Origin of the sequence: Leisingera sp., from assembly GCF_034669605.1 — a bacterium.
In the GTDB taxonomy this organism is placed as follows: Bacteria; Pseudomonadota; Alphaproteobacteria; order Rhodobacterales; family Rhodobacteraceae; genus Leisingera.
The window spans coordinates 1-17,750 of the sequence record NZ_JAXMOX010000083.1 but is presented as its reverse complement, the minus strand read 5'-3'; the positions used below and the strand labels follow the sequence as shown (position 1 = coordinate 17,750).

Annotated in this window: 17 protein-coding genes and 3 pseudogenes; 14 read left to right on the top strand and 6 right to left on the bottom strand. The window is 61.0% G+C overall.

From position 1 onward, the window contains the following. The 4 genes and pseudogenes from VOI29_RS12110 to maiA all read left to right on the top strand — a co-directional run. On the top strand, positions 1 to 1,368 hold a 1,368-nt coding region (locus VOI29_RS12110; protein WP_323779055.1), incomplete at its 5' end, for an FAD-dependent oxidoreductase. 5 nt (positions 1,369 to 1,373) lie between these two features. Then, positions 1,374 to 1,589 carry a DUF2783 domain-containing protein gene (locus VOI29_RS12105; protein ID WP_323779054.1) on the top strand — a complete coding sequence of 72 codons (216 nt, stop codon included), beginning with the start codon at positions 1,374 to 1,376 and terminating at the stop codon, positions 1,587 to 1,589. Continuing rightward, positions 1,586 to 2,130: pseudogene (locus VOI29_RS12100) on the top strand (VOC family protein). Before VOI29_RS12105 ends, VOI29_RS12100 begins: the two are co-directional and overlap by 4 nt. A gap of 24 nt (positions 2,131 to 2,154) precedes the next feature. Next, positions 2,155 to 2,787, top strand: a complete 633-nt coding sequence (gene maiA, locus VOI29_RS12095; RefSeq protein ID WP_323779059.1) for a maleylacetoacetate isomerase — start codon at positions 2,155 to 2,157, stop codon at positions 2,785 to 2,787. A gap of 177 nt (positions 2,788 to 2,964) precedes the next feature. Here maiA and argE read toward each other — a convergent pair whose 3' ends face one another. The 4 genes from argE to VOI29_RS12075 form a co-directional block, all read right to left on the bottom strand. Further along, positions 2,965 to 4,158 carry an acetylornithine deacetylase gene (argE, locus tag VOI29_RS12090; protein ID WP_323779052.1) on the bottom strand — a complete coding sequence of 398 codons (1,194 nt, stop codon included), beginning with the start codon at positions 4,156 to 4,158 and terminating at the stop codon, positions 2,965 to 2,967. Continuing rightward, complete coding sequence (locus tag VOI29_RS12085) at positions 4,155 to 5,645, bottom strand: tripartite tricarboxylate transporter permease (RefSeq protein ID WP_416361522.1); 1,491 nt, start codon at positions 5,643 to 5,645, stop codon at positions 4,155 to 4,157. Before VOI29_RS12085 ends, argE begins: the two co-directional genes overlap by 4 nt. 13 nt (positions 5,646 to 5,658) lie before the next feature. Then, complete coding sequence (locus tag VOI29_RS12080) at positions 5,659 to 6,156, bottom strand: tripartite tricarboxylate transporter TctB family protein (protein WP_323779049.1); 498 nt, start codon at positions 6,154 to 6,156, stop codon at positions 5,659 to 5,661. 90 nt (positions 6,157 to 6,246) lie between these two features. After that, positions 6,247 to 7,221, bottom strand: a complete 975-nt coding sequence (locus tag VOI29_RS12075; RefSeq protein WP_323779048.1) for a tripartite tricarboxylate transporter substrate binding protein — start codon at positions 7,219 to 7,221, stop codon at positions 6,247 to 6,249. A gap of 127 nt (positions 7,222 to 7,348) precedes the next feature. Here VOI29_RS12075 and VOI29_RS12070 point away from each other — a divergent pair, with 127 nt between their 5' ends. Then, positions 7,349 to 8,260 carry a LysR family transcriptional regulator gene (locus tag VOI29_RS12070; RefSeq protein ID WP_323779046.1) on the top strand — a complete coding sequence of 304 codons (912 nt, stop codon included), beginning with the start codon at positions 7,349 to 7,351 and terminating at the stop codon, positions 8,258 to 8,260. Here the strand turns inward: VOI29_RS12070 and VOI29_RS12065 are convergent. Further along, a pseudogene (locus tag VOI29_RS12065) lies at positions 8,248 to 8,714 on the bottom strand (transposase); the annotation flags it as partial. The gene VOI29_RS12070 and the pseudogene VOI29_RS12065 overlap by 13 nt on opposite strands. A gap of 493 nt (positions 8,715 to 9,207) precedes the next feature. On the opposite strand from VOI29_RS12065, the gene VOI29_RS12060 reads away from it, so the two are divergent. From VOI29_RS12060 to VOI29_RS12040, 5 genes are all read left to right on the top strand, one after another. Next, positions 9,208 to 9,387 (top strand): hypothetical protein, encoded by a 180-nt coding sequence (locus tag VOI29_RS12060; protein ID WP_323779044.1) that lies wholly within the window; start codon positions 9,208 to 9,210, stop codon positions 9,385 to 9,387. A gap of 153 nt (positions 9,388 to 9,540) precedes the next feature. Further along, on the top strand, positions 9,541 to 10,158 hold the full coding sequence (locus VOI29_RS12055; protein WP_323779042.1) for a paraquat-inducible protein A: 618 nt from the start codon (positions 9,541 to 9,543) through the stop codon (positions 10,156 to 10,158). Then, positions 10,125 to 10,760: a paraquat-inducible protein A gene (locus VOI29_RS12050; RefSeq protein ID WP_323779041.1), complete on the top strand. Its 636-nt coding sequence runs from the start codon at positions 10,125 to 10,127 to the stop codon at positions 10,758 to 10,760. The genes VOI29_RS12055 and VOI29_RS12050 overlap by 34 nt, the downstream gene beginning before the upstream one ends. Next, complete coding sequence (locus tag VOI29_RS12045; RefSeq protein ID WP_323779039.1) at positions 10,757 to 12,841, top strand: MlaD family protein; 2,085 nt, start codon at positions 10,757 to 10,759, stop codon at positions 12,839 to 12,841. The genes VOI29_RS12050 and VOI29_RS12045 overlap by 4 nt, the downstream gene beginning before the upstream one ends. Before the next feature lies 1 nt (position 12,842). Further along, a complete protein-coding gene (locus VOI29_RS12040; protein WP_323779038.1) occupies positions 12,843 to 13,400 on the top strand; it encodes a PqiC family protein in 558 nt (185 codons plus the stop codon). A gap of 287 nt (positions 13,401 to 13,687) precedes the next feature. Here the strand turns inward: VOI29_RS12040 and VOI29_RS12035 are convergent. Further along, positions 13,688 to 13,909, bottom strand: a pseudogene (locus VOI29_RS12035) (IS256 family transposase); the annotation flags it as partial. A gap of 196 nt (positions 13,910 to 14,105) precedes the next feature. On the opposite strand from VOI29_RS12035, the gene VOI29_RS12030 reads away from it, so the two are divergent. From VOI29_RS12030 to VOI29_RS12015, 4 genes are all read left to right on the top strand, one after another. Further along, a complete protein-coding gene (locus VOI29_RS12030) occupies positions 14,106 to 14,936 on the top strand; it encodes a metalloregulator ArsR/SmtB family transcription factor (protein ID WP_323779036.1) in 831 nt (276 codons plus the stop codon). Positions 14,937 to 14,977: 41 nt separating this feature from the next. Then, entirely contained in the window at positions 14,978 to 15,976 is a 999-nt protein-coding gene (locus VOI29_RS12025; protein WP_323779034.1) for an ArsJ-associated glyceraldehyde-3-phosphate dehydrogenase, read from the top strand. After that, the gene (arsJ, locus tag VOI29_RS12020) at positions 15,973 to 17,265 is read left to right on the top strand and encodes an organoarsenical effux MFS transporter ArsJ (protein ID WP_416361521.1); all 1,293 of its coding nucleotides are present in this window, start codon (positions 15,973 to 15,975) and stop codon (positions 17,263 to 17,265) included. The genes VOI29_RS12025 and arsJ overlap by 4 nt, the downstream gene beginning before the upstream one ends. After that, a partial coding sequence (locus VOI29_RS12015) for an arsenic resistance protein (RefSeq protein ID WP_416361520.1) occupies positions 17,262 to 17,750 on the top strand: 489 nt, incomplete at its 3' end. The genes arsJ and VOI29_RS12015, both read left to right, overlap by 4 nt.

Sequence of the window (17,750 nt, the reverse complement as noted above, 5' to 3'; positions counted from 1 at the left end):
TGCGGCCAGCCGATGGTGGACAAAGGCGTGCAGTGGAACGTCGGAAAAGTATTCTTTGACGACCGTCAGGTCTATGACTTCAACCTGCTGCCGGAAGAAGGCCACAAGCGCCCCGCCTTTATCAATCTGCAGCAATATTACTTTGAAGAACACCTTGTTAACCGGGTCCGGGAGCTGCAGGAGCAGGGCGCCAAGATTGAAATCCGCGGCCGCAACAAAGTTTCGGCCATCGGCACGCATCCCGACCATGTGACATTGGAAATCGACACGCCCGAAGGCTCTTATAATCTGGAAGCTGAGTGGCTGATCGCCTGTGATGGCGCAGGTTCCCCTACCCGCCGGATGCTGGGACTGGATTTTGTCGGCCGGGTGTTCGAAGACAACTTCCTGATTGCCGATGTCATCATGGACGCGGATTTCCCGACCGAACGCTGGTTCTGGTTCGACCCGCCCTTCAACAAGGGGCAGTCGGCACTTCTGCACAAGCAGCCGGATGGGGTCTGGCGCATTGACCTGCAGCTGGGCTGGGATATCGACAAAGAGCGGGAGAAGCGCCCGGAAAACGTGATCCCGCGTCTAAAAGCGATGCTGGGAGAGGATGTGAAGTTCGAGCTGGAATGGGTCTCGATCTACACTTTCCAATGCCGCCGGATGGAAAAGTTCCGCCACGGGAGGGTGCTGTTTGCCGGCGATGCTGCGCATCAGGTTTCGCCCTTTGGTGCACGCGGCGCCAACTCCGGCGTTCAGGACACCGACAACCTGTGTTGGAAGCTGCAACTGGTGATGGACGGCACCGCCCCGGAAAGCCTTCTGGACAGCTATGACGCTGAGCGGGTCCACGGCGCGGACGAAAACATTTTGAACTCCTCGCGCTCCACCGATTTTATCACCCCCAAGTCGGAGATGAGCCGGGTGCTGCGCGATGCTGTGCTGGATCTGTCAGAACAGTATGAATTCGCCCGGCCGCTGGTGAATTCGGGCCGTCTGTCGGAACCTTGCACCTATGATGGGTCGCCGTTGAATTCAGCCGATGCCTTAGACGGGCCTGAACGGACCCGGCCTGGCTCTCCTTGCCCGGACGCACCGCTGAGCGACGGTTTCCTGCTGGACAGGCTGGGGGACAAATTCGTTCTGCTGACTATCGATGCTGACGCCCCGGATGCAATTGAGGAGTCCGGCATCAGGGTTCCCCGTCTTGCGCTCTCCATCAAGGACGACAAGTCGCTGGCGCTGAAGGAACGGTATTTGGGCAAGCATGAAAGCGGCGTTTATCTGATCCGCCCGGATCAGCATGTCGCCGCCCGCCGTCCCGGCTTTGACGAAAACCAGTTCCGGCACGCGATCCGCCGGGCCATCGGTAAGGAGTGATCCATATGACCGACGAACAGCTGATCCTGACCGCCAACACCGAGCGCGCCGACGACTTCTATGCAGATCTCCTGGCGGCGCATGAGGGTCTCAGCAAAATCGAAAGCGATGCACTGAATGCACGCCTGGTGCTGATACTGGCCAACCACATAGGCAAACGCTCGGTTCTGAAACAGGCGCTGGCAGCTGCCGCGCGGAATCCCCGGGAGGATTCCGCTTGAAAAGAGAGCAGATCCCTCACGTTGCCTACCGAAGCAAAGACACCAATCAGACGGTAGAATGCCTCAACGAAATGCTGAAAAAAGGACTTTGTCCTGGGCATGGCCGAGGACCAGTTTCCATCCGCCCACGAGCCGGCCCCTTGCATGCTTATCTTCATGAACGCAGGGAATGGCAACATGCTGGCTTTTCCTTGAGCCGGCGGCCAAGCTGGAAATGGTCCATGCCCGCAAAACGCCGGTCTGGGTCCAGAACATCGCCTTTGAGGTAAAGGACCGTGACACGCTGATCCAGTTCAAAGGGCATCTTGAGGCCAAGGGCGTCGAGGTGCTGGGGGTCACTGATCACTCTAACTTCCATTCGATCTATTTCTTCGATCCGAATGGCCACCGGATGGAACTGGCCTGCCCCGGCCTGCAGGAAGAGGCGCTGCCGCAAAAGCCCGGTTCGGTGAAGTGGGAAATGCTGAATGAATGGTCAGAGACCGATAAAGCCCCGAAACATGCCGATTGGCTGTACTTTAAGAAACTGAACAAGGCCTAAGCTTTTTAATAGGGGAGAATGCCGTTGGGCGACGCGATTCTTTACGACTACTGGCGGTCATCAGCCAGTTACCGCCTGCGCATTGCGCTAAACTTGGCAGGGATTGAATACACCACTGAACGGGTCGATCTAATGAAGGGCGAACACAAAAGCCCCGAACATCTGGCCCGCAACCCGCAAGGTTTTGTTCCGGTCCTGGAAATCGACGGGCTGCGCCTGACCCAGTCCCTGGCAGTTCTCGACTATTTGGACGATACCCGGAACCTCGGCTTGCTGCCCAAGGACCCAGGTCTGCGTGCCAGGGCACGGGCGCTAGCCCATTCGGTGGCCGTGGACGTGCATCCGGTCTGCAACCTGCAGGTGGCCAAATATGCAACCCAGCTCAGCGGCGGCGCGGCCGGCATGCCCAAGGCGTGGATGCAGCATTTTATCCGTCCGGGCCTGGAAGCCTTCGAGGCACTGCTGACCGACTTTGATCAAGCCCCTTTTTGCATCGGCGACACACCAGGCCTCGCCGATATCTGCCTTATGCCGCAGCTTTACAATGCCCGCCGCTGGCAAGCGGATTTCAAGGATATGCCCCGGATCTGCGCTGTAGAGGCAGCCTGCGCGGCGCACCCTGCTTTTGCCGCCGCGTATCCGGATCAGGTGCGCTGACTGGCCCAAGGTGCAATGTCGCCACTCTTCATCACAGGCTTTGCCGGCCGCAAAGTCTTCCTGCGTAGCGCCCCAAACTTTGCCAAGCATCCCGCAAAAGCAAAGATCCAAGGCAAAGGGCCGGAGCATTTGCCCCGGCCCTTCTGTTCGCTTGCACTCTGACTGTCCAAGCCAAATTCAAGCCGCACTCAGGCGCGCGGTGAGCCCGCCCAGGAACTCCAGACAGCTCTCGATCTGGCTGATCTCGACGAATTCATTGGGCTTGTGGGCCTGGTCAATGGATCCGGGGCCAACGATGACTGACGGAATGCCGCCGATCTGTTCGAAGACGCCGCCTTCGGAGCCATAGGACACCTTGCCGCCATAGGCGGGCATCAGACCCGCCAAGGCCCGGAACCCGGCGCTGTTGCGGGCATCGTTCATCGCAGGATAGGCAAAAATACGCTGGAACTCGATGCCGCAGCCGGGCGTCCGCGCCTGCATCTCGGCGTTGATCTCGGCGGTGCTTTCGATCAGGGTCGCCATTTCGCCCTCGGGATCGTTTTCGCCGATCGAGCGCAACTCGAAAGTAAAGCTGCAATGTTCCGGCGTTACGTTGGTGGCAACTCCGCCGGAGATCATCGTCGCCAGCAGGGTGGCATGGGGCACGGTGAATTCGGCGTCAAACGGCCCCTCACTTTCATACCGGGCCGCCCGTTCGGTGATCAGCCCGAGTATCTGCCCGGCATATTCAACCGCGTTCACATGGCTCGGCGAGAAGGAGGAATGCCCGGAGGTGCCGGTCACAACCGCACGCATGGCGATCTTGCCCTTCTGGCCAGTGACCAGCTTCATGTTCGAAGGTTCACCGATGATGGCGAACTCTGGCGGCACCGGCAGCGCCGCCAGGTGGCGGGCGATATCCGGCGCCCCAAGGCAGCCGATTTCCTCGTCATAGGAAAAGCAGAGATAGAGCGGCCTCTGCAGATCCGCGTCGGCTATGGCCGGTGCGGCGGCCATGACACAGGCAGCAAACCCCTTCATGTCGCAGGCGCCGCGCCCGTAAAGGCGCCCGTCGCGCTCATCCATGGCAAAGGGCGGCGTGACCCAGGTGTCCTCATCGGCGGGCACCACATCCGTATGACCCGACAGCACAATCCCCGGCTGTTCTTCGGGACCGAACCGCGCCACCAGGTTCACCTTCTGCCCGGTTGCGTCGGGTAACAGGGTGATCTCTGCCCCCAGTTGCCCCAGATACGCCGCCATATAGTCGATCAGGGCCCGGTTCGAGTTTTTCGACACGGTGTCAAATCCGATAAGCGCCCGCAGGTGCTCTTTGGCCTGTTCCAGTTGCGGATGGCTGGGGGTAATCGCTCGTGCAGGCTGGCTCATGAGATCAGGGCCTTTCGGTCTTTGGATTTCTGGATTTCGCGTCGCACGGTCAGGGCCACCACAAAAACAATCAGGGCGGCAAACACCCAGGTGATCGGGGAGGACAGGAGAATGCCCGGCTCTCCGCGCGACAGGGCCATCGCCCGGCGCAGGTTCTCTTCGATCATCGGACCCAGAATGAAGGCGATGAGAAAAGGGGCGGCCGGGATGTTCAGCAGGAACATGGCAAAGCCTACGCAACCCATCACCAAGAGCACCGTCACGTCGAACATGCTGGAGGAGATCGAGTAGATCCCGAACAGGCACAGGAGAAGCACAGTCGGCGTCAGCAGGGTCTGCGGAATATGCGCCACATAAGAAAACATCCGCATAGTCAGCTTGCCAGCCCCGAACAACAGTACCGAAGAGAACAGCATGCCGATGAACAGCATGTAAATCTCGTGCATGTTGGTCTGAAACAGCAGCGGACCGGGGGTCAGGCCCTGGATCATGAAGGCGCCCAGCATCACGCCGGTAATCACGTCACCGGGCACGCCCAGCGCCAGGAGCGGGATCATGGTAGCCCCGCAGGCGCCGTTGTTGGCGCTTTCGGAGGCAGCGATTCCTTCCAGCTCTCCCTTCCCGAAGTTCTTGCCGTTCTTCGAGCTCCGCTGCGCCTCCCCGTAGGAGAAAAACGCCGCCGCCGAGGGACCAATGCCCGGGATAGCGCCCATAATCACGCCGATGGAACTGCCGCGCAGGATCGACTTCAGCGAGCTGAGGAATTCGGCGCGACTGACCTTCTGATCGCCCAGCTTGGCGGTCTCTTTGTCAGGCGCCGCCCGCATAACGATCATCTTGATCAGTTCCGGCAGCGCAAACAGGCCGATCAGCACCGGGGCCACCGACAGTCCCGCCTGCATGTCATCGGTAAAGGCAAAGCGGAAGGAACCGTACATGTCCTCTCCGGCGGTGGCCAGAAGCAGCCCCATGGCGGCTGATACCAGCCCCAGCAGCAGCGAATTTCCGGACACTCCCGCAACCGTGGTCAGGGCAAAGAGCATCAGCATGAAGTATTCCGGTGGCCCCACGTGCAGCGCCAGCATCGCCAGCGGCGCGGCGAGGAAGATCAACGACAGGTTCGAGATGAAATCGCCGGTGACCGAAGAGTAGAGCGCCATGTTCAGCGCTTTGCCCGCCTTTCCCTGCTGCGCCAGCGGATACCCATCAAGTGCGGTGCATGCGGCCGAGGCGGTGCCCGGTGTCTTGATCAGGATGGCCGAGACGGAGCCGCCGTAGGTCGAACCCTTGTAGAGCGCGACCAGCAGCAGGATCGAGGGCACCGGCGCCATGTAAAAAGTAAACGGCAGCGCCAGCGTAACCGCCATGGTTCCGGTCATGCCCGGAATGGCGCCGATGATTACGCCGCCCCAGATACCGGCGACCATGATCAGGAGGTTTTCAAGAGTGGCGACCGCCTGCAGGGCGATCAGAATGTCATTCATCATTTTGTCAGTCCCTTCAGATCCCGATCGCCGTGGTTAACAGCCCCTTGGGAAATTGCGTGCCCAGCGCCTGCTGAAAGAAGGCCAGAAGGAGCAGCGGCCCGAGGATGGAGATCGCTAGCGCCCACAGGACGTGGCCGCGTTCTCCGGTCAACAGGATGCACAGGCCGGTCAGGGCCATCGCCGCAATGGGAAAGCCCGCCAGCGGCACCGCCAAGACAAAACCTGCAAAGGCAGCTGCGGCGCCCAGCGCCCGTAGCACCATGGTGGCCAAAGCGGCGCCATCGGTCTTGATCGGAGACTCGTCAGGCACGCCGCGTCCCAAAAACGCCTGGATAATGGCCAGCAAGCCCAGGGCAGTTCCGATAAGCGCCACCAAGCGCGGCCACATGTCGGGCGGCGGGGCGAATCCGGGAATGAATGCGGGACGCGGCACATAGACCGGGATCAGCACGGCGGCCACAAGGGCAAAAAAGGCTGCGATCAAAAGGCCGCGAAAGAGAGGTTTGGTCATCGCTCGATCTTTCGCTGAGGGAGGAGCAGCCCCGCCGACCCGATTATGGGCGGGGCCGCTCCGATCTTATGAGTGAAGGACGGTTCAGGCTTATTCAGCCGGCAGGTAGCCGGACTTCTTGGCCAGGCCGTTGAACAACTCGTACTGCGTCTTGGCATAGGCGGGCATGTCCACGGCGCCCACGGTCGAGATCGAACCGCGGCGCTCGGCCAGGGTCAGCCAGGTCTCGTCGGTGGCCACCTGGCCCAGCACGTCCTGCCATTTGGCGATCACGTCTTCCGGCAGGCCCTTGGGCGCATAAAGCGCGCTCCAACCGGTGACCTGACCGGCCTGCTCATAACCCAGCTCGGCCGCCGTCGGGACCTCGGGCAGCTTGTCCATGCGCTTGGGGGCGAAGACCATCAAGGGCTTCATGCTGCCGCTTTCGATATGCGGCATCAGCGAGCCGGCTGAAATCGCCAGGAAGTCCACATGGCCGCCCAGCAGCGCGGTCGCCAGAGCGCCACCGCCCTTGTAAGGCACCAAGGTTGCGGCGGTCAGCGGGTCCAGACCGGCGTCCGACAAAAGCGACTGAACGGTGAAACCATCGATTGCGGTCGCCCCCGAGGCGGCATAGGACATGCGGCCCTTGGCCTCTTTCACCGCGGTGATCAGCTCTTCCACGCTGGTGTAGGAGGCGTCGCCCTTCACCGCGAGGATCATCGGGCTGGCTTCCAGGCCTCCTACAAAGGTGTAAGCATCCCAGTCGACCGAAGCCTGCGGGTTCACAGCCGGGGTCAGCGCCATGCCAACACGGGCCAGAAGCATCGTGTAGCCGTCCGCATCGGCTTCGGAAACGAAGCGCGCGCCGTTCATACCGCCAGCGCCGGGCTTGTTCACCACGGTCACCGGCTGGCCCAGATAGGGCTTCGCGCTTTCAGAGAGGGCGCGGCCAGCCAGATCTGAGGCACCGCCGGGGCCATAGGGTACCACCAAGGTCACGGCCTTTTCGGGATAGCCAGCGGCCATGGCAACGCCAGCGGCCATCGAGAAGGCCAGAGCAAGGCCAGAGATGAGTTTTTTCATGGTATCCTCCCACAATGCGGCCGGGAGCCCGACCGGAATTCACGATGAGGTTCCTGTTCCACAGTATTCCAATATTGACAAGGATTGCCTGCAGTATGCTAAAAATGAATACTGAGGGAGCATCAAGATGATCAAGCTGCGGGAACTCGAGGCCTTTGATGCCTTCATGCGCCTGGGCAGCGTCCAGGCTGCCGGTGAAGTCTTGGGGCTTGGCCAGCCTGCCGTCAGCCGCCTGCTTAGCGCCCTTGAAGAGCACGTTGGGTTTGCTCTTTTCCTCAGAAAACGCAACCGTTTAGCACCAACCCCCGAGGCCTTCCAATATCATTTGACGGTGCAGCGCGCCCTGGCCGCTATGCGCGACATCGAAGAGGAAGCGGCCGCCATCGCCAATAAGCAGCTAGGCCATCTGGTGATCGCCGCCCAGCCGGTGTTCTGCGACACCTTTCTTCTGGATGCCATCGCTGTATTCCGCCGTAGCCACCCAGGCGTCAGCATCCGCCTGGTCGATGTCGGCATGGAGGAAATGATGCGCATGATCGCCGAACGCAGCTGCGACCTGGCGCTGGGAATCACCCTGGAGGCCGAGTCCTTTGGCGCCACTGCACGCACCCTGGCCCGCTGCGAAGCGCGCTGCATTCTGCCGGTGGATCACCCGTTGAATCAGCCGGGTGAAATCCCCCTGCCCCGCCTGCGCAGCGAGAGCTTTGTCGATCTTGCCCCAGGCAGCCCGCTGCGCACACGGGTCGATTACCTTATGCAGACCATCGACGTGCAGCGAAACATCACCGCTGAGATGCGCAATCTGCGCGGCGTGGTCAAACTAGTGGAAATGGGGCTGGGCCTGGCCATCGTCGATCCGGTGGCCTGCCGCCTGCTGGACCCGCTCCGGGTTCTGGACCGGCCGCTCCTGCCGTCCATCAGTTGGGACATCGCTCAGTTCACCCCCCGCGACCGCCCCCTCAGCGCGGTGGGACAGGCGTTCTCGGACGTGATCGCTACCGAAATCGCCCGCCTGCGCAACCAGGGCCTAGTGGTTTGAGCTCGGACTGCCGCCCCGGCGGTGACGGTCTTACATGACTTGGCGTTCTTGCGCGGTGGAATGACGGCGTGGGCCCCGCGGTCCGCGATGGCATCGTGGCATTTGCGTGTGTCTTAGGCGCCGTCCGCCGTAACGCTGGCGACCTGCTCGTCAATAGCGATCTGGCCGAGCGGACCTGGTAGCGCTGGCGCGTCACCGAGATCGCTCCCGGTAACCTCGACCGCCCGGACCTCCAGCGTTTCTTCGTCGATCCCGAGGTGCATCTGGCGCCAGACCCGTCGCTTGGGGCCACGTAATGGGATGTTGACGGCGAGCGCTTCTGTCGGCCAGAGAGCGTGCTGAAGTCGGGCACCGACCAGTCGAGGACGACAAGGTGCAGCAGGCTTTCAACGAAGCCCGTCCTCTGCCGCAAGGCCATACCGAACTGCTCCTTCATCGTCAGGCCTGCCTGTATGAGGTCGATGTGGTAGCTTCCATCACCGTGCCGAATATAGCTAATCTGTCCGCCCTCAATAATCGCGTCGGGGCGTCGCCCTTGATCTCAATGGCAAGATGTCATGCCCTTCTGCAAGAATACTGCAAAGCAGAGTGCAGCCTATACACGCCGCTGCAACTTTGATCGAATGGGTGTGGATCCGGATCGTGTTTCCAACAAATTCGACCTGTTCGGCCTTGAGACCCGCTGGTAGAAAATCCCGCCGTGAAAAGTATGGCGCCATCGGCAACCTCTTTCTGAGCTGATCGAAATTTAGCCTGAGGCACGTCAGCGCTGGGCCAATTCTGCGCCAGACCCAATTTCGCATGCCGGTTCACAGTTCAGTAGATAGGGACCGTTTTACAGCGGCATCTCCGTACTCCGTCCACCAACTCATCATTCAAGTCGGTTGCCGCTCCACTATGAAAGTGATACTTTTGCCTATAGCCAAAAAACATGCGGAAAATTGGAGATGCCCGACTTCGACAACGCGGCCGACGCTCTCGCCAGGCTTTATGTCCGCGGCTTCGGCGGCAAAGCCTTGGGCCGCTACAAGATCCCGCAAAAACTACTCCAGGAACTTTGCGGAAAGCGTCGGTTTTATGAGGAAGACATCACGACGCTGGCGCGTGTGCTGCTAGAGAAGGGCTAAGTCCTGATTGATATGGTCAGTTTCTCGTGATTATGAGCGCCAATTCCTTCGCAAACTACAGGCGGGCCGGCAAGGAAGTGCTGCTGTCACTGGCCGCGGCAGAGTAACTTCCGACCCGCTGCGGGCTGCGCTGATTGTCCGGATGGGGGTGACATGGATACAGAACAGCTCATTGCCTGCCCCGTTTGCGACGTGCTGCACCGCGATCAGAACGTCGCAGCGCACACGGTGGCCAGATGCGCCCGCTGCGGCACTGTGCTGGCGGCCCCCAGATCCGGCGCCATGACCCGGATCGCGATGCTGTCGCTGACTGCACTGATCCTTCTGGCCGCCGCAGCAGGTTTCCCCTTTCTGGAGCTCAAGGCCCAGGGCCTGTCGCACCGGGCCTCGGTTCTGGATGCGGTGCTGGCGTTTTCGCGCGGGCCGATGGCGCCGCTGTCGCTGGCGACCGGCCTACTGATCGTGCTGCTGCCGGCCGCGCGCTACGGCGCGCTGATCTATACCCTGGCGCCGATGGCCCTAGGCTGGCATCCGGCACCGGGCGCCGAGGCCGCCTACCGCTGGGCGGAGCGGCTGAAACCCTGGGCGATGGCCGAAATCTTTATCATCGGGGTGGCGGTGGCGCTGGTCAAAGTGTCCGGCCTGGCACAGGTCGGACTGGGGCCTGCCTTCTGGGCCTTTGCCGCGCTGCTGGTGGTGACCATCCTGACCGACAGTTCGATTTGCAGGCTGACCGTATGGAAAACCCTGAAGACGCGCCGCAGTTCCTGACCGCAACAAACGCAGGGCTGGCCGGCTGCCGCGCCTGCGGCACGGTCAATTCCCGCGGTGCAAACGCCTGTTCCTGCTGCGGCGGCAGCCTGTCTGAACCGGGGCCGCACAGCCTGCAGCGGGTCTGGGCCTGGCTGGCCGCCGGCATAATCGCCTATGTTCCCGCCAACATCTACCCGATGCTGCGCACCACCGCCTTCGGCCGCACCTCCGAGAATACGCTGATCGGCGGCATTGCCGAATTGTTCGGCCACGGCTCGTACGCTGTTGCCTTCATCGTGTTCTTTGCCAGCATCGTAATCCCGGCCGCCAAGTTCCTGGCCATTGCCTATCTGGCGGTTTCGGTCCGCAAACCGGGCGCGCTGGGCCGCCACGGACGGCAGGTGCTGTATGAGGTGGTCGAATTCATCGGCCGGTGGTCGATGATTGACGTCTTTGTCGTTGCCATTCTGACCGCCCTGGTTCAGCTGGATTTTGCCGCTGCCGTCACACCGGGGATTGCAGCGGTCAGTTTTGCATTGTCGGTTGCCTTCACCATGCTGGCAGCCCAAAGTTTCGATCCGCGCCTGATCTGGCAAGCGGAAGAGCGAGAATATGAATGAGCCTGCCTGAACCCGCCCCGATGACCGTCTCCGCGCAGCGTCTCTCGCCTTGGCGAAACCTTTCTTTGGTCTGGTTGGTGCCGCTGGCGGCGTTGGCTGTTTCGCTCGGGGTCGCCTGGAAGGCCTATAGCGGTCGCGGCGTGCTGATCAGCATCACCTTTGAAAACGCCTCCGGCATTGCCGCCAATGAAACGACAGTGCGCTATCGTGACGTTGTGATCGGCCAGGTCGAGGACGTGGGGTTTGCCGAGGACCTGAGCAAGGTTGCCGTATGGGCCCGCATCGACAAGAAAATTGCTCCCTACCTGGATAAGGATGCCGCCTTCTGGGTGGTGCGCCCGGAAGTGAGCGCGCGGGGCATCTCAGGCCTCAGCACCGTATTGTCCGGAGTTTACATCGAAGGTGCCTGGGATCAGGATCGGGGTATCCCCGAAATCAGCTTTGAAGGCGCTGATCGGCCGCCGCTTGTGCAGCCAGGCCGTGGCGGGCAGCGGATCACATTGCGCACCAACGACGGACGGATGATCTCTGAAGGCGCACCGGTGCTTTTCCGCGGTATTGAGGTTGGCCAGCTGGAACGCCCGCGCCTGACGGTCAGCGGCAACAGTATCGTTGTCGATGCCTTTATCGAGGCTCCGCATGACCGGCGGATCAATTCCGCGACGCGTTTTTGGGACACTTCCGGCTTCTCAGTTTCTATTGGCGCCAGCGGGCTGTCGCTTGATGTGGACAGCATTGCCTCACTGGTGGCCGGCGGGATAGAGTTCGACACCGTGTTCGATGGCGGCCGTCCAGTCAGTGCCGGCGCTGTTTTCGACATTCACCCTGACGAAGCCGCGGCTCGCCGCACCGCCTTTGCCCCCGCGCTGACAGGCGGCGTCGCCGTTTCGGTTGCCTTCGGCGAGTCGGTCGCGGGCCTGACCAATGGTGCCGCGGTCAAGCTAGGCGGCGTAAAGGTCGGCGAAGTCAGCAGTCTGAACGCCGCTATTCAGAGCGGCAGTGAGGAGACCGAGGTTCGCCTGATTGCCAAGCTGCTGCTTGAACCGTCGCTGATGGGCCTACCACCCGGGGCGGGAGAGGCTGAGGTTCTGGACTTTCTGGAACAGGCGGCAGCGGGTGGGCTGCGGGCCCGGCTGGCTGCTGCCGGGCTGTTCAGCTCTGAGCTGATTGTCGAACTGGTCACCTTGGAAAAGGCTGAGCCTGCACTGTTCAATCGCAACGCAGACCCTTACCCCGAGTTGCCTACTGCGCCCTCAGATCTGCCCGATTTCACTGCAACCGCAGAAGGCGCATTGGAGCGTATCAGCGAGCTGCCTGTCGAAGAGCTGATGGCGCAGGCAATCGCTACTCTGGCGAGCATCGAATCCCTGGCCTCTGCCGACAGCACCCGCCAAGCGCCTTTGGCGGCGGTGGCGCTTCTGGAGGAAACCCGGGCGCTGGTCGCGGATCCGGAGACCCAAGCGCTGCCCGGCGAGCTGCGTGCAGCGGTGGCTGACCTTCGCGCAATTCTGTCTGAGTTGCAGCAAGGCAGAGCGGTGGCCAACCTGACAACAGCACTGGAGCAGGGCGGCCGGGCTGCTTCCAGCCTCGCTGCGGCATCGGACGAATTGCCCGCGCTGGTCAGCGACTTCCGCTCCCTGGCGGCCAAAGCCAATGCACTGGAGGCCGAAGAGCTCGTCCGCTCCGCCAGCCAGCTGTTGAAAAGCGCCGACAGCATGATCGATTCCGAGGGCGCCAGGGCGCTGCCCCCGGCCCTGACCAGCGCGCTGGATGAAATACGCCTCACCCTGGCGGCGCTGCGCAGTGGCGGGCTGTTGAGCAACGCCAATGCCACAATGGCCTCTGCCCGCGGCGCTGCCGACGCTGTGGCGGCCGCAGCTGAAGGGTTACCGGCTCTCTCCGCCCGGCTGGAAAGGCTGGTTGCACAATCTGAGGCCTTGATCACGGCCTACGGCGCCCGCTCAAACTTCAACTCCGAAACGCTGGATGCCCTGCGGGAGTTCAAATCAGCCGCACGCTCGGTCTCCCAGCTTGCCCGTAAGATTGAACGTCACCCGAATTCCCTTTTGTTTGGAAAGTAAGATGATAAAAGCCCTGTCTTTGACGCTGCCCCTTATTGTGTTGGCAGCTTGCGCTCCGGCCAATGATGCCCGTTACCTGATCTCTGCTGCCCCTGGCGAAAAAGTAGCCAACCTGCGCTCCCGGACGATCGAGGTGCGGCTGATCTCTCTCCCCTCCTATGCCGCAGCGTCTGATATCGTCGCCGAAGGCGACGGCGGCGCCCTGTTCGCGCTTCGCGGCGCACAATGGGCCGATGACCCGGCCCGCGGCATGGCCACCGCTCTGGCTCGCGGGCTGAATGAACGAACCGGTGCCTCCGCCGCAATTGAACCGTGGCCGCTGAACACTGGCCCCGACGCGCGTCTGGATGTGCAAGTGGATCAGGCCTATGCGCGGGCTGACGGAGTTTTCGAACTGTCAGGCCAGTTTGCGGTTTCCTCGCCCGAGGGCACAGTACGGGAATTTGTGAAGCGCTTCGACATCCGGACACCGGTCAGTGGTCACGGACCATCCGCAACCGCAGATGCACTCGCCAAGGCCCTGGCAGAGCTCGCCCGGCAGATTGCATTGGCAATGTAATAGCCTCCTGCGCGCAGATTGTATGGAGGCCACCTCAGCAATAAAAAAAGCTTCCATTGCTAGCGGTCCGGTGGGGAGGTGTTATTTACAGGTAAGCTTCATTTCCAATCCGGTTGATAATCTTTAGCACATTTTACCCACAGCAGTCTTCCAGACGTGATCGTCAGACTTCCGAATAACCGCTGGAGAGCCATAGCAAACAGGATCGTGGCCTCCCCGCTAAACGGTGACCAGTGTTAAGGGGAGCCAACGTTTGTTTGACGCCGGGCGCCTCTGTCAACTTCAAAAAAGGCGCTGCAAAGCTGCCGGTTTCGCTGACCGTAGCAGTACCCCTTGGCCCGCTCTTCGCCGTTGACATAGCGGAGGCGGCCAGGAAATTCGGCCAGTTCCTCTTCGAACATCGCCTCGATGGCGGCGCGGACATTAGCCCGATGGCAATTCCCGATCGGATCATATCCCGAGGCGTCGGACAGTGGCGAAAGGGACGCGCTGCCGATATTCTGCTTAATGGTGTGATCTCCTTGGCGGTTGCAACCGCCGGTAGGGCGGGAGTCAGTTCACCCGGAGTTTACGCCACATTCAAATTTCCACCACTTCCAAGACACGACCAGCAATTCGGCGAGGTCGAAGTGAGAGAGAGAACAAGGAACTGCGACAAGAAGATTTCCTCTTGCGCGGAGGTTATATTTCGATAAAACGGGAATCATGGAAAAAGAGATTCCCCTCCGCCTCGCTGTCTTGGGGCATCCCCAGCGCCTTTCGGTGTTCCGGCTGCTAATGCGCCGGTATCCTGACCATGTGCCCGCTGGGGAAATCGCTTCGGCGCTGGACGTAAAATCCAGCACATTATCGTCATATCTTTCTGCTTTGATGCAGGCAGGGTTGGTGTCGCAGACCCGCGAAGGCACCTGGCTTTACTATCGGGCTGATATGGGCGGAATCCGGGAAACACTGGATGCGCTGTTGCTTGACTGCTGCCGGGGACGTCCGGAGCTGTGCCTGCCTGTCCAGCCTGGCCCGAACCCAAAGGACCCATCCATGAGAGACCCGCGATTTAACGTGCTGTTTATCTGCACCGGCAATTCTGCCCGTTCGATTTTTGCGGAAACGCTGCTGCGCAGTTTTGGCGGCGAGCGGTTCAATGTGCACTCTGCAGGCACCAAGCCGTCTTCCGAACTCAACCCCTTTGCCATCGAAGTCCTGCGCGGGAAGGGGCATGATGTGGACAGCCTACGCGCCAAGAACGTCAGCGAGTTCATCGGCAGTGCCGCGCCCGAGTTCGATTTCGTCTTCACGGTCTGCGATCAGGCCGCAAACGAGGAATGCCCCGCTTGGGAAGGCCAGCCGATATCCGGCCATTGGGGCATGCCTGACCCAGTCAAGGCCGAAGGCAGCGATGCCGAGAAGAGCCTCGCCTTTCAGCAGGCCTATGGCACACTCAAGAACCGGATCCTGGCATTTGCAGCTTTGCCGATCGCCGAGCTGGACCGTATTTCACTGCAAAAAGCCGTGGACGACATCGCTCTGAACCATTGACCGGCCTACGGCCAGGCCGCCCTGCAAACAAAGGAAAGACCATGACTGTATACGCGTTGAACGGCCTTGGCCGGATGGGAAAGCTCGCCCTGAAACCGCTGCTGGAGAGCGGTGCGCAGATTGCCTGGATCAATGATGCGGTGGGCTCGCCCGAGATGCACGCGCATCTGCTGGAATTCGACACGGTCCACGGCCGCTGGCAAGCTGATTTTGCCTTTGATGAGAACAGTGTCACCATCGACGGCATTCGCCTGCCGGTTCACTGCGAAAACCGGATCGAGAAGCTGCCACTGGAAGGCGTGGATGTGGTGATTGACTGTACTGGTGTTTTCAAAACCGAAGCCAAGCTGGCGCCCTATTTCGATGCTGGTGTGAAAAAGGTGGTGGTCTCCGCCCCCGTCAAGGACGGCGATGCAGCCAACATCGTCTATGGCGTGAACCAGGGCACTTACGAGCCTGGGCGTCACCGCATCGTGACTGCTGCCAGCTGCACCACCAACTGCCTGGCGCCGGTCGTGAAGGTCCTGCACGAGGCAATCGGCATCAAGCACGGCTCGATCACCACGATCCATGATGTGACCAACACCCAGACCATCGTCGACCGGCCCGCCAAGGATCTGCGCCGGGCGCGGTCGGCGCTGAACTCGCTGATCCCCACGACCACGGGCAGCGCCACGGCGATCACGCTGATCTACCCGGAGCTGAAGGGCAAGCTGAACGGCCATGCGGTGCGGGTGCCGCTGCTGAACGCCTCGATCACCGACTGCGTGTTCGAACTGAAGCGCGAAACCAGCGCTGAAGAGGTGAACGCCCTGTTCAAGACCGCCGCGGATGGCCCGCTGGCAGGCATTCTCGGCTATGAGGAACGGCCGCTGGTCTCCGCGGACTACACCAACGACACGCGGTCCGCGATTGTGGATGCGCCCTCGACCATGGTTGTGAACGGCACCCAGTTGAAGGTCTACGCGTGGTACGACAACGAGATGGGCTATGCGCACCGGCTGGTGGATGTGGCCCGCATGGTGGGTGAAAGCCTGTGACATCTCCCGGCCCGAAACCCGAAGGCGGCCCGCCGAGCGGGCTGCGTGCCTATGCTGCGGTCACGGCGTCGTATTGGGCCTTTATGCTGACCGACGGCGCCCTGCGGATGCTGGTGCTCCTGCATTTCCACACGCTGGGTTTCAGCCCGGTGCAGCTGGCCTATCTGTTTGTCCTGTATGAGGTTGCGGGCATGGCGACCAACCTCTCGGCCGGCTGGATCGCGGCCCGGTTCGGGCTGACAACGACGCTCTACGCGGGGCTGGGCCTGCAAGTGGCGGCGCTGGTGGCACTGGCGCAGCTGGACCCGAACTGGCAGATTGCCGCATCGGTGGCATTTGTCATGGCGGTGCAGGGGCTCTCGGGCGTGGCCAAGGATCTGGCCAAGATGGCCTCCAAATCCGCCGTCAAGCTGCTGGCGCCCAAGGAGGGCGACGGGCTGTTCCGCTGGGTAGCCGTGCTGACCGGGTCCAAGAATGCGGTCAAGGGGGTCGGCTTTCTGCTGGGTGCGGGTCTTTTGGCAGTGGCGGGATTTACCTGGGCGACCCTTGGCATGGCTGCGGTGCTGGCGGTGATCCTGGCTGCGGTTCTGGTCTCGATGCCTGCTGGCCTGCCGCGGGGACGGAAGGGCGCGAAGTTTTCCGAAGTGTTTTCGAAATCCGCCAACATCAACTGGCTGTCGGCGGCGCGGGTGTTCCTGTTCGGCGCCCGGGACGTCTGGTTCGTGGTTGGCATCCCGATCTACTTCTACGCTGTGCTGTCGGACGGCAGCACCGAAGGCAATCGCACCGCCTTCTTCATGATCGGGACGTTCATGGCCGTATGGACGATCCTCTATGGCACCGTCCAAGGCGCGGCACCGCGCATCCTAAGGGCCGCGTCACGGACAGATGCACAAATTCTGGCGCTGGCAAAACGATGGATTGGTCTGCTTGCCATTGTGCCTGCTTTCCTTGCCGGTCTGGTCTGGCTGGTCTCCGAACCGTCTAATGCGCTGACCGTAACGATTGTTTTGGGCCTCTTGGTCTTTGGCGGCATCTTTGCCGTGAACTCAGCATTGCATTCGTTTCTGATCCTCAGCTTTACAGATGCAAGAAGGGTCACGATGGATGTCGGTTTTTACTATATGGCCAACGCGGCAGGCCGATTGGTTGGCACAGTATTGTCCGGTTTCACATACCAGGTCGGCGGGCTGCCCTTGTGCCTTGGCACCGCCGCCGCGATGATCGGTATTAGCTGGCTGGGAACGTCGCAACTCAAAGCGCCGGGAAATGATAAGGCTGCCGCATGAATATTTTTGAAAAGTACCTCTCTGTCTGGATCGCATTGGCGATGGGGGCAGGGATCCTTCTGGGCAATGTCGCCCCCGGTTTGGTCAATGCAGTCGCGGCGGCAGAAGTGGCCAGTGTCAATCTGGTTGTCGCCGTGTTGATCTGGGCGATGGTCTACCCGATGATGGTTGGCGTCGATCCCAGATCACTGAAAGACGTCGCAAAACAACCACGTGGATTAATGATCACCCTTGTCGTGAACTGGTTGATCAAGCCCTTTACGATGGCGGCATTGGCCGTGCTGTTCTTCCAGTATGTATTTGCGCCATGGATTCCGCCCGAAGATGCCATGCAATACATCGCCGGTTTGATCCTTCTAGGGGCCGCACCCTGCACGGCGATGGTGTTTGTCTGGTCGCAACTGACACGTGGAGACGAGACCTATACCCTGTTGCAGGTATCGGTGAATGATCTGATCATGGTCATCGCGTTTGCGCCCATCGTG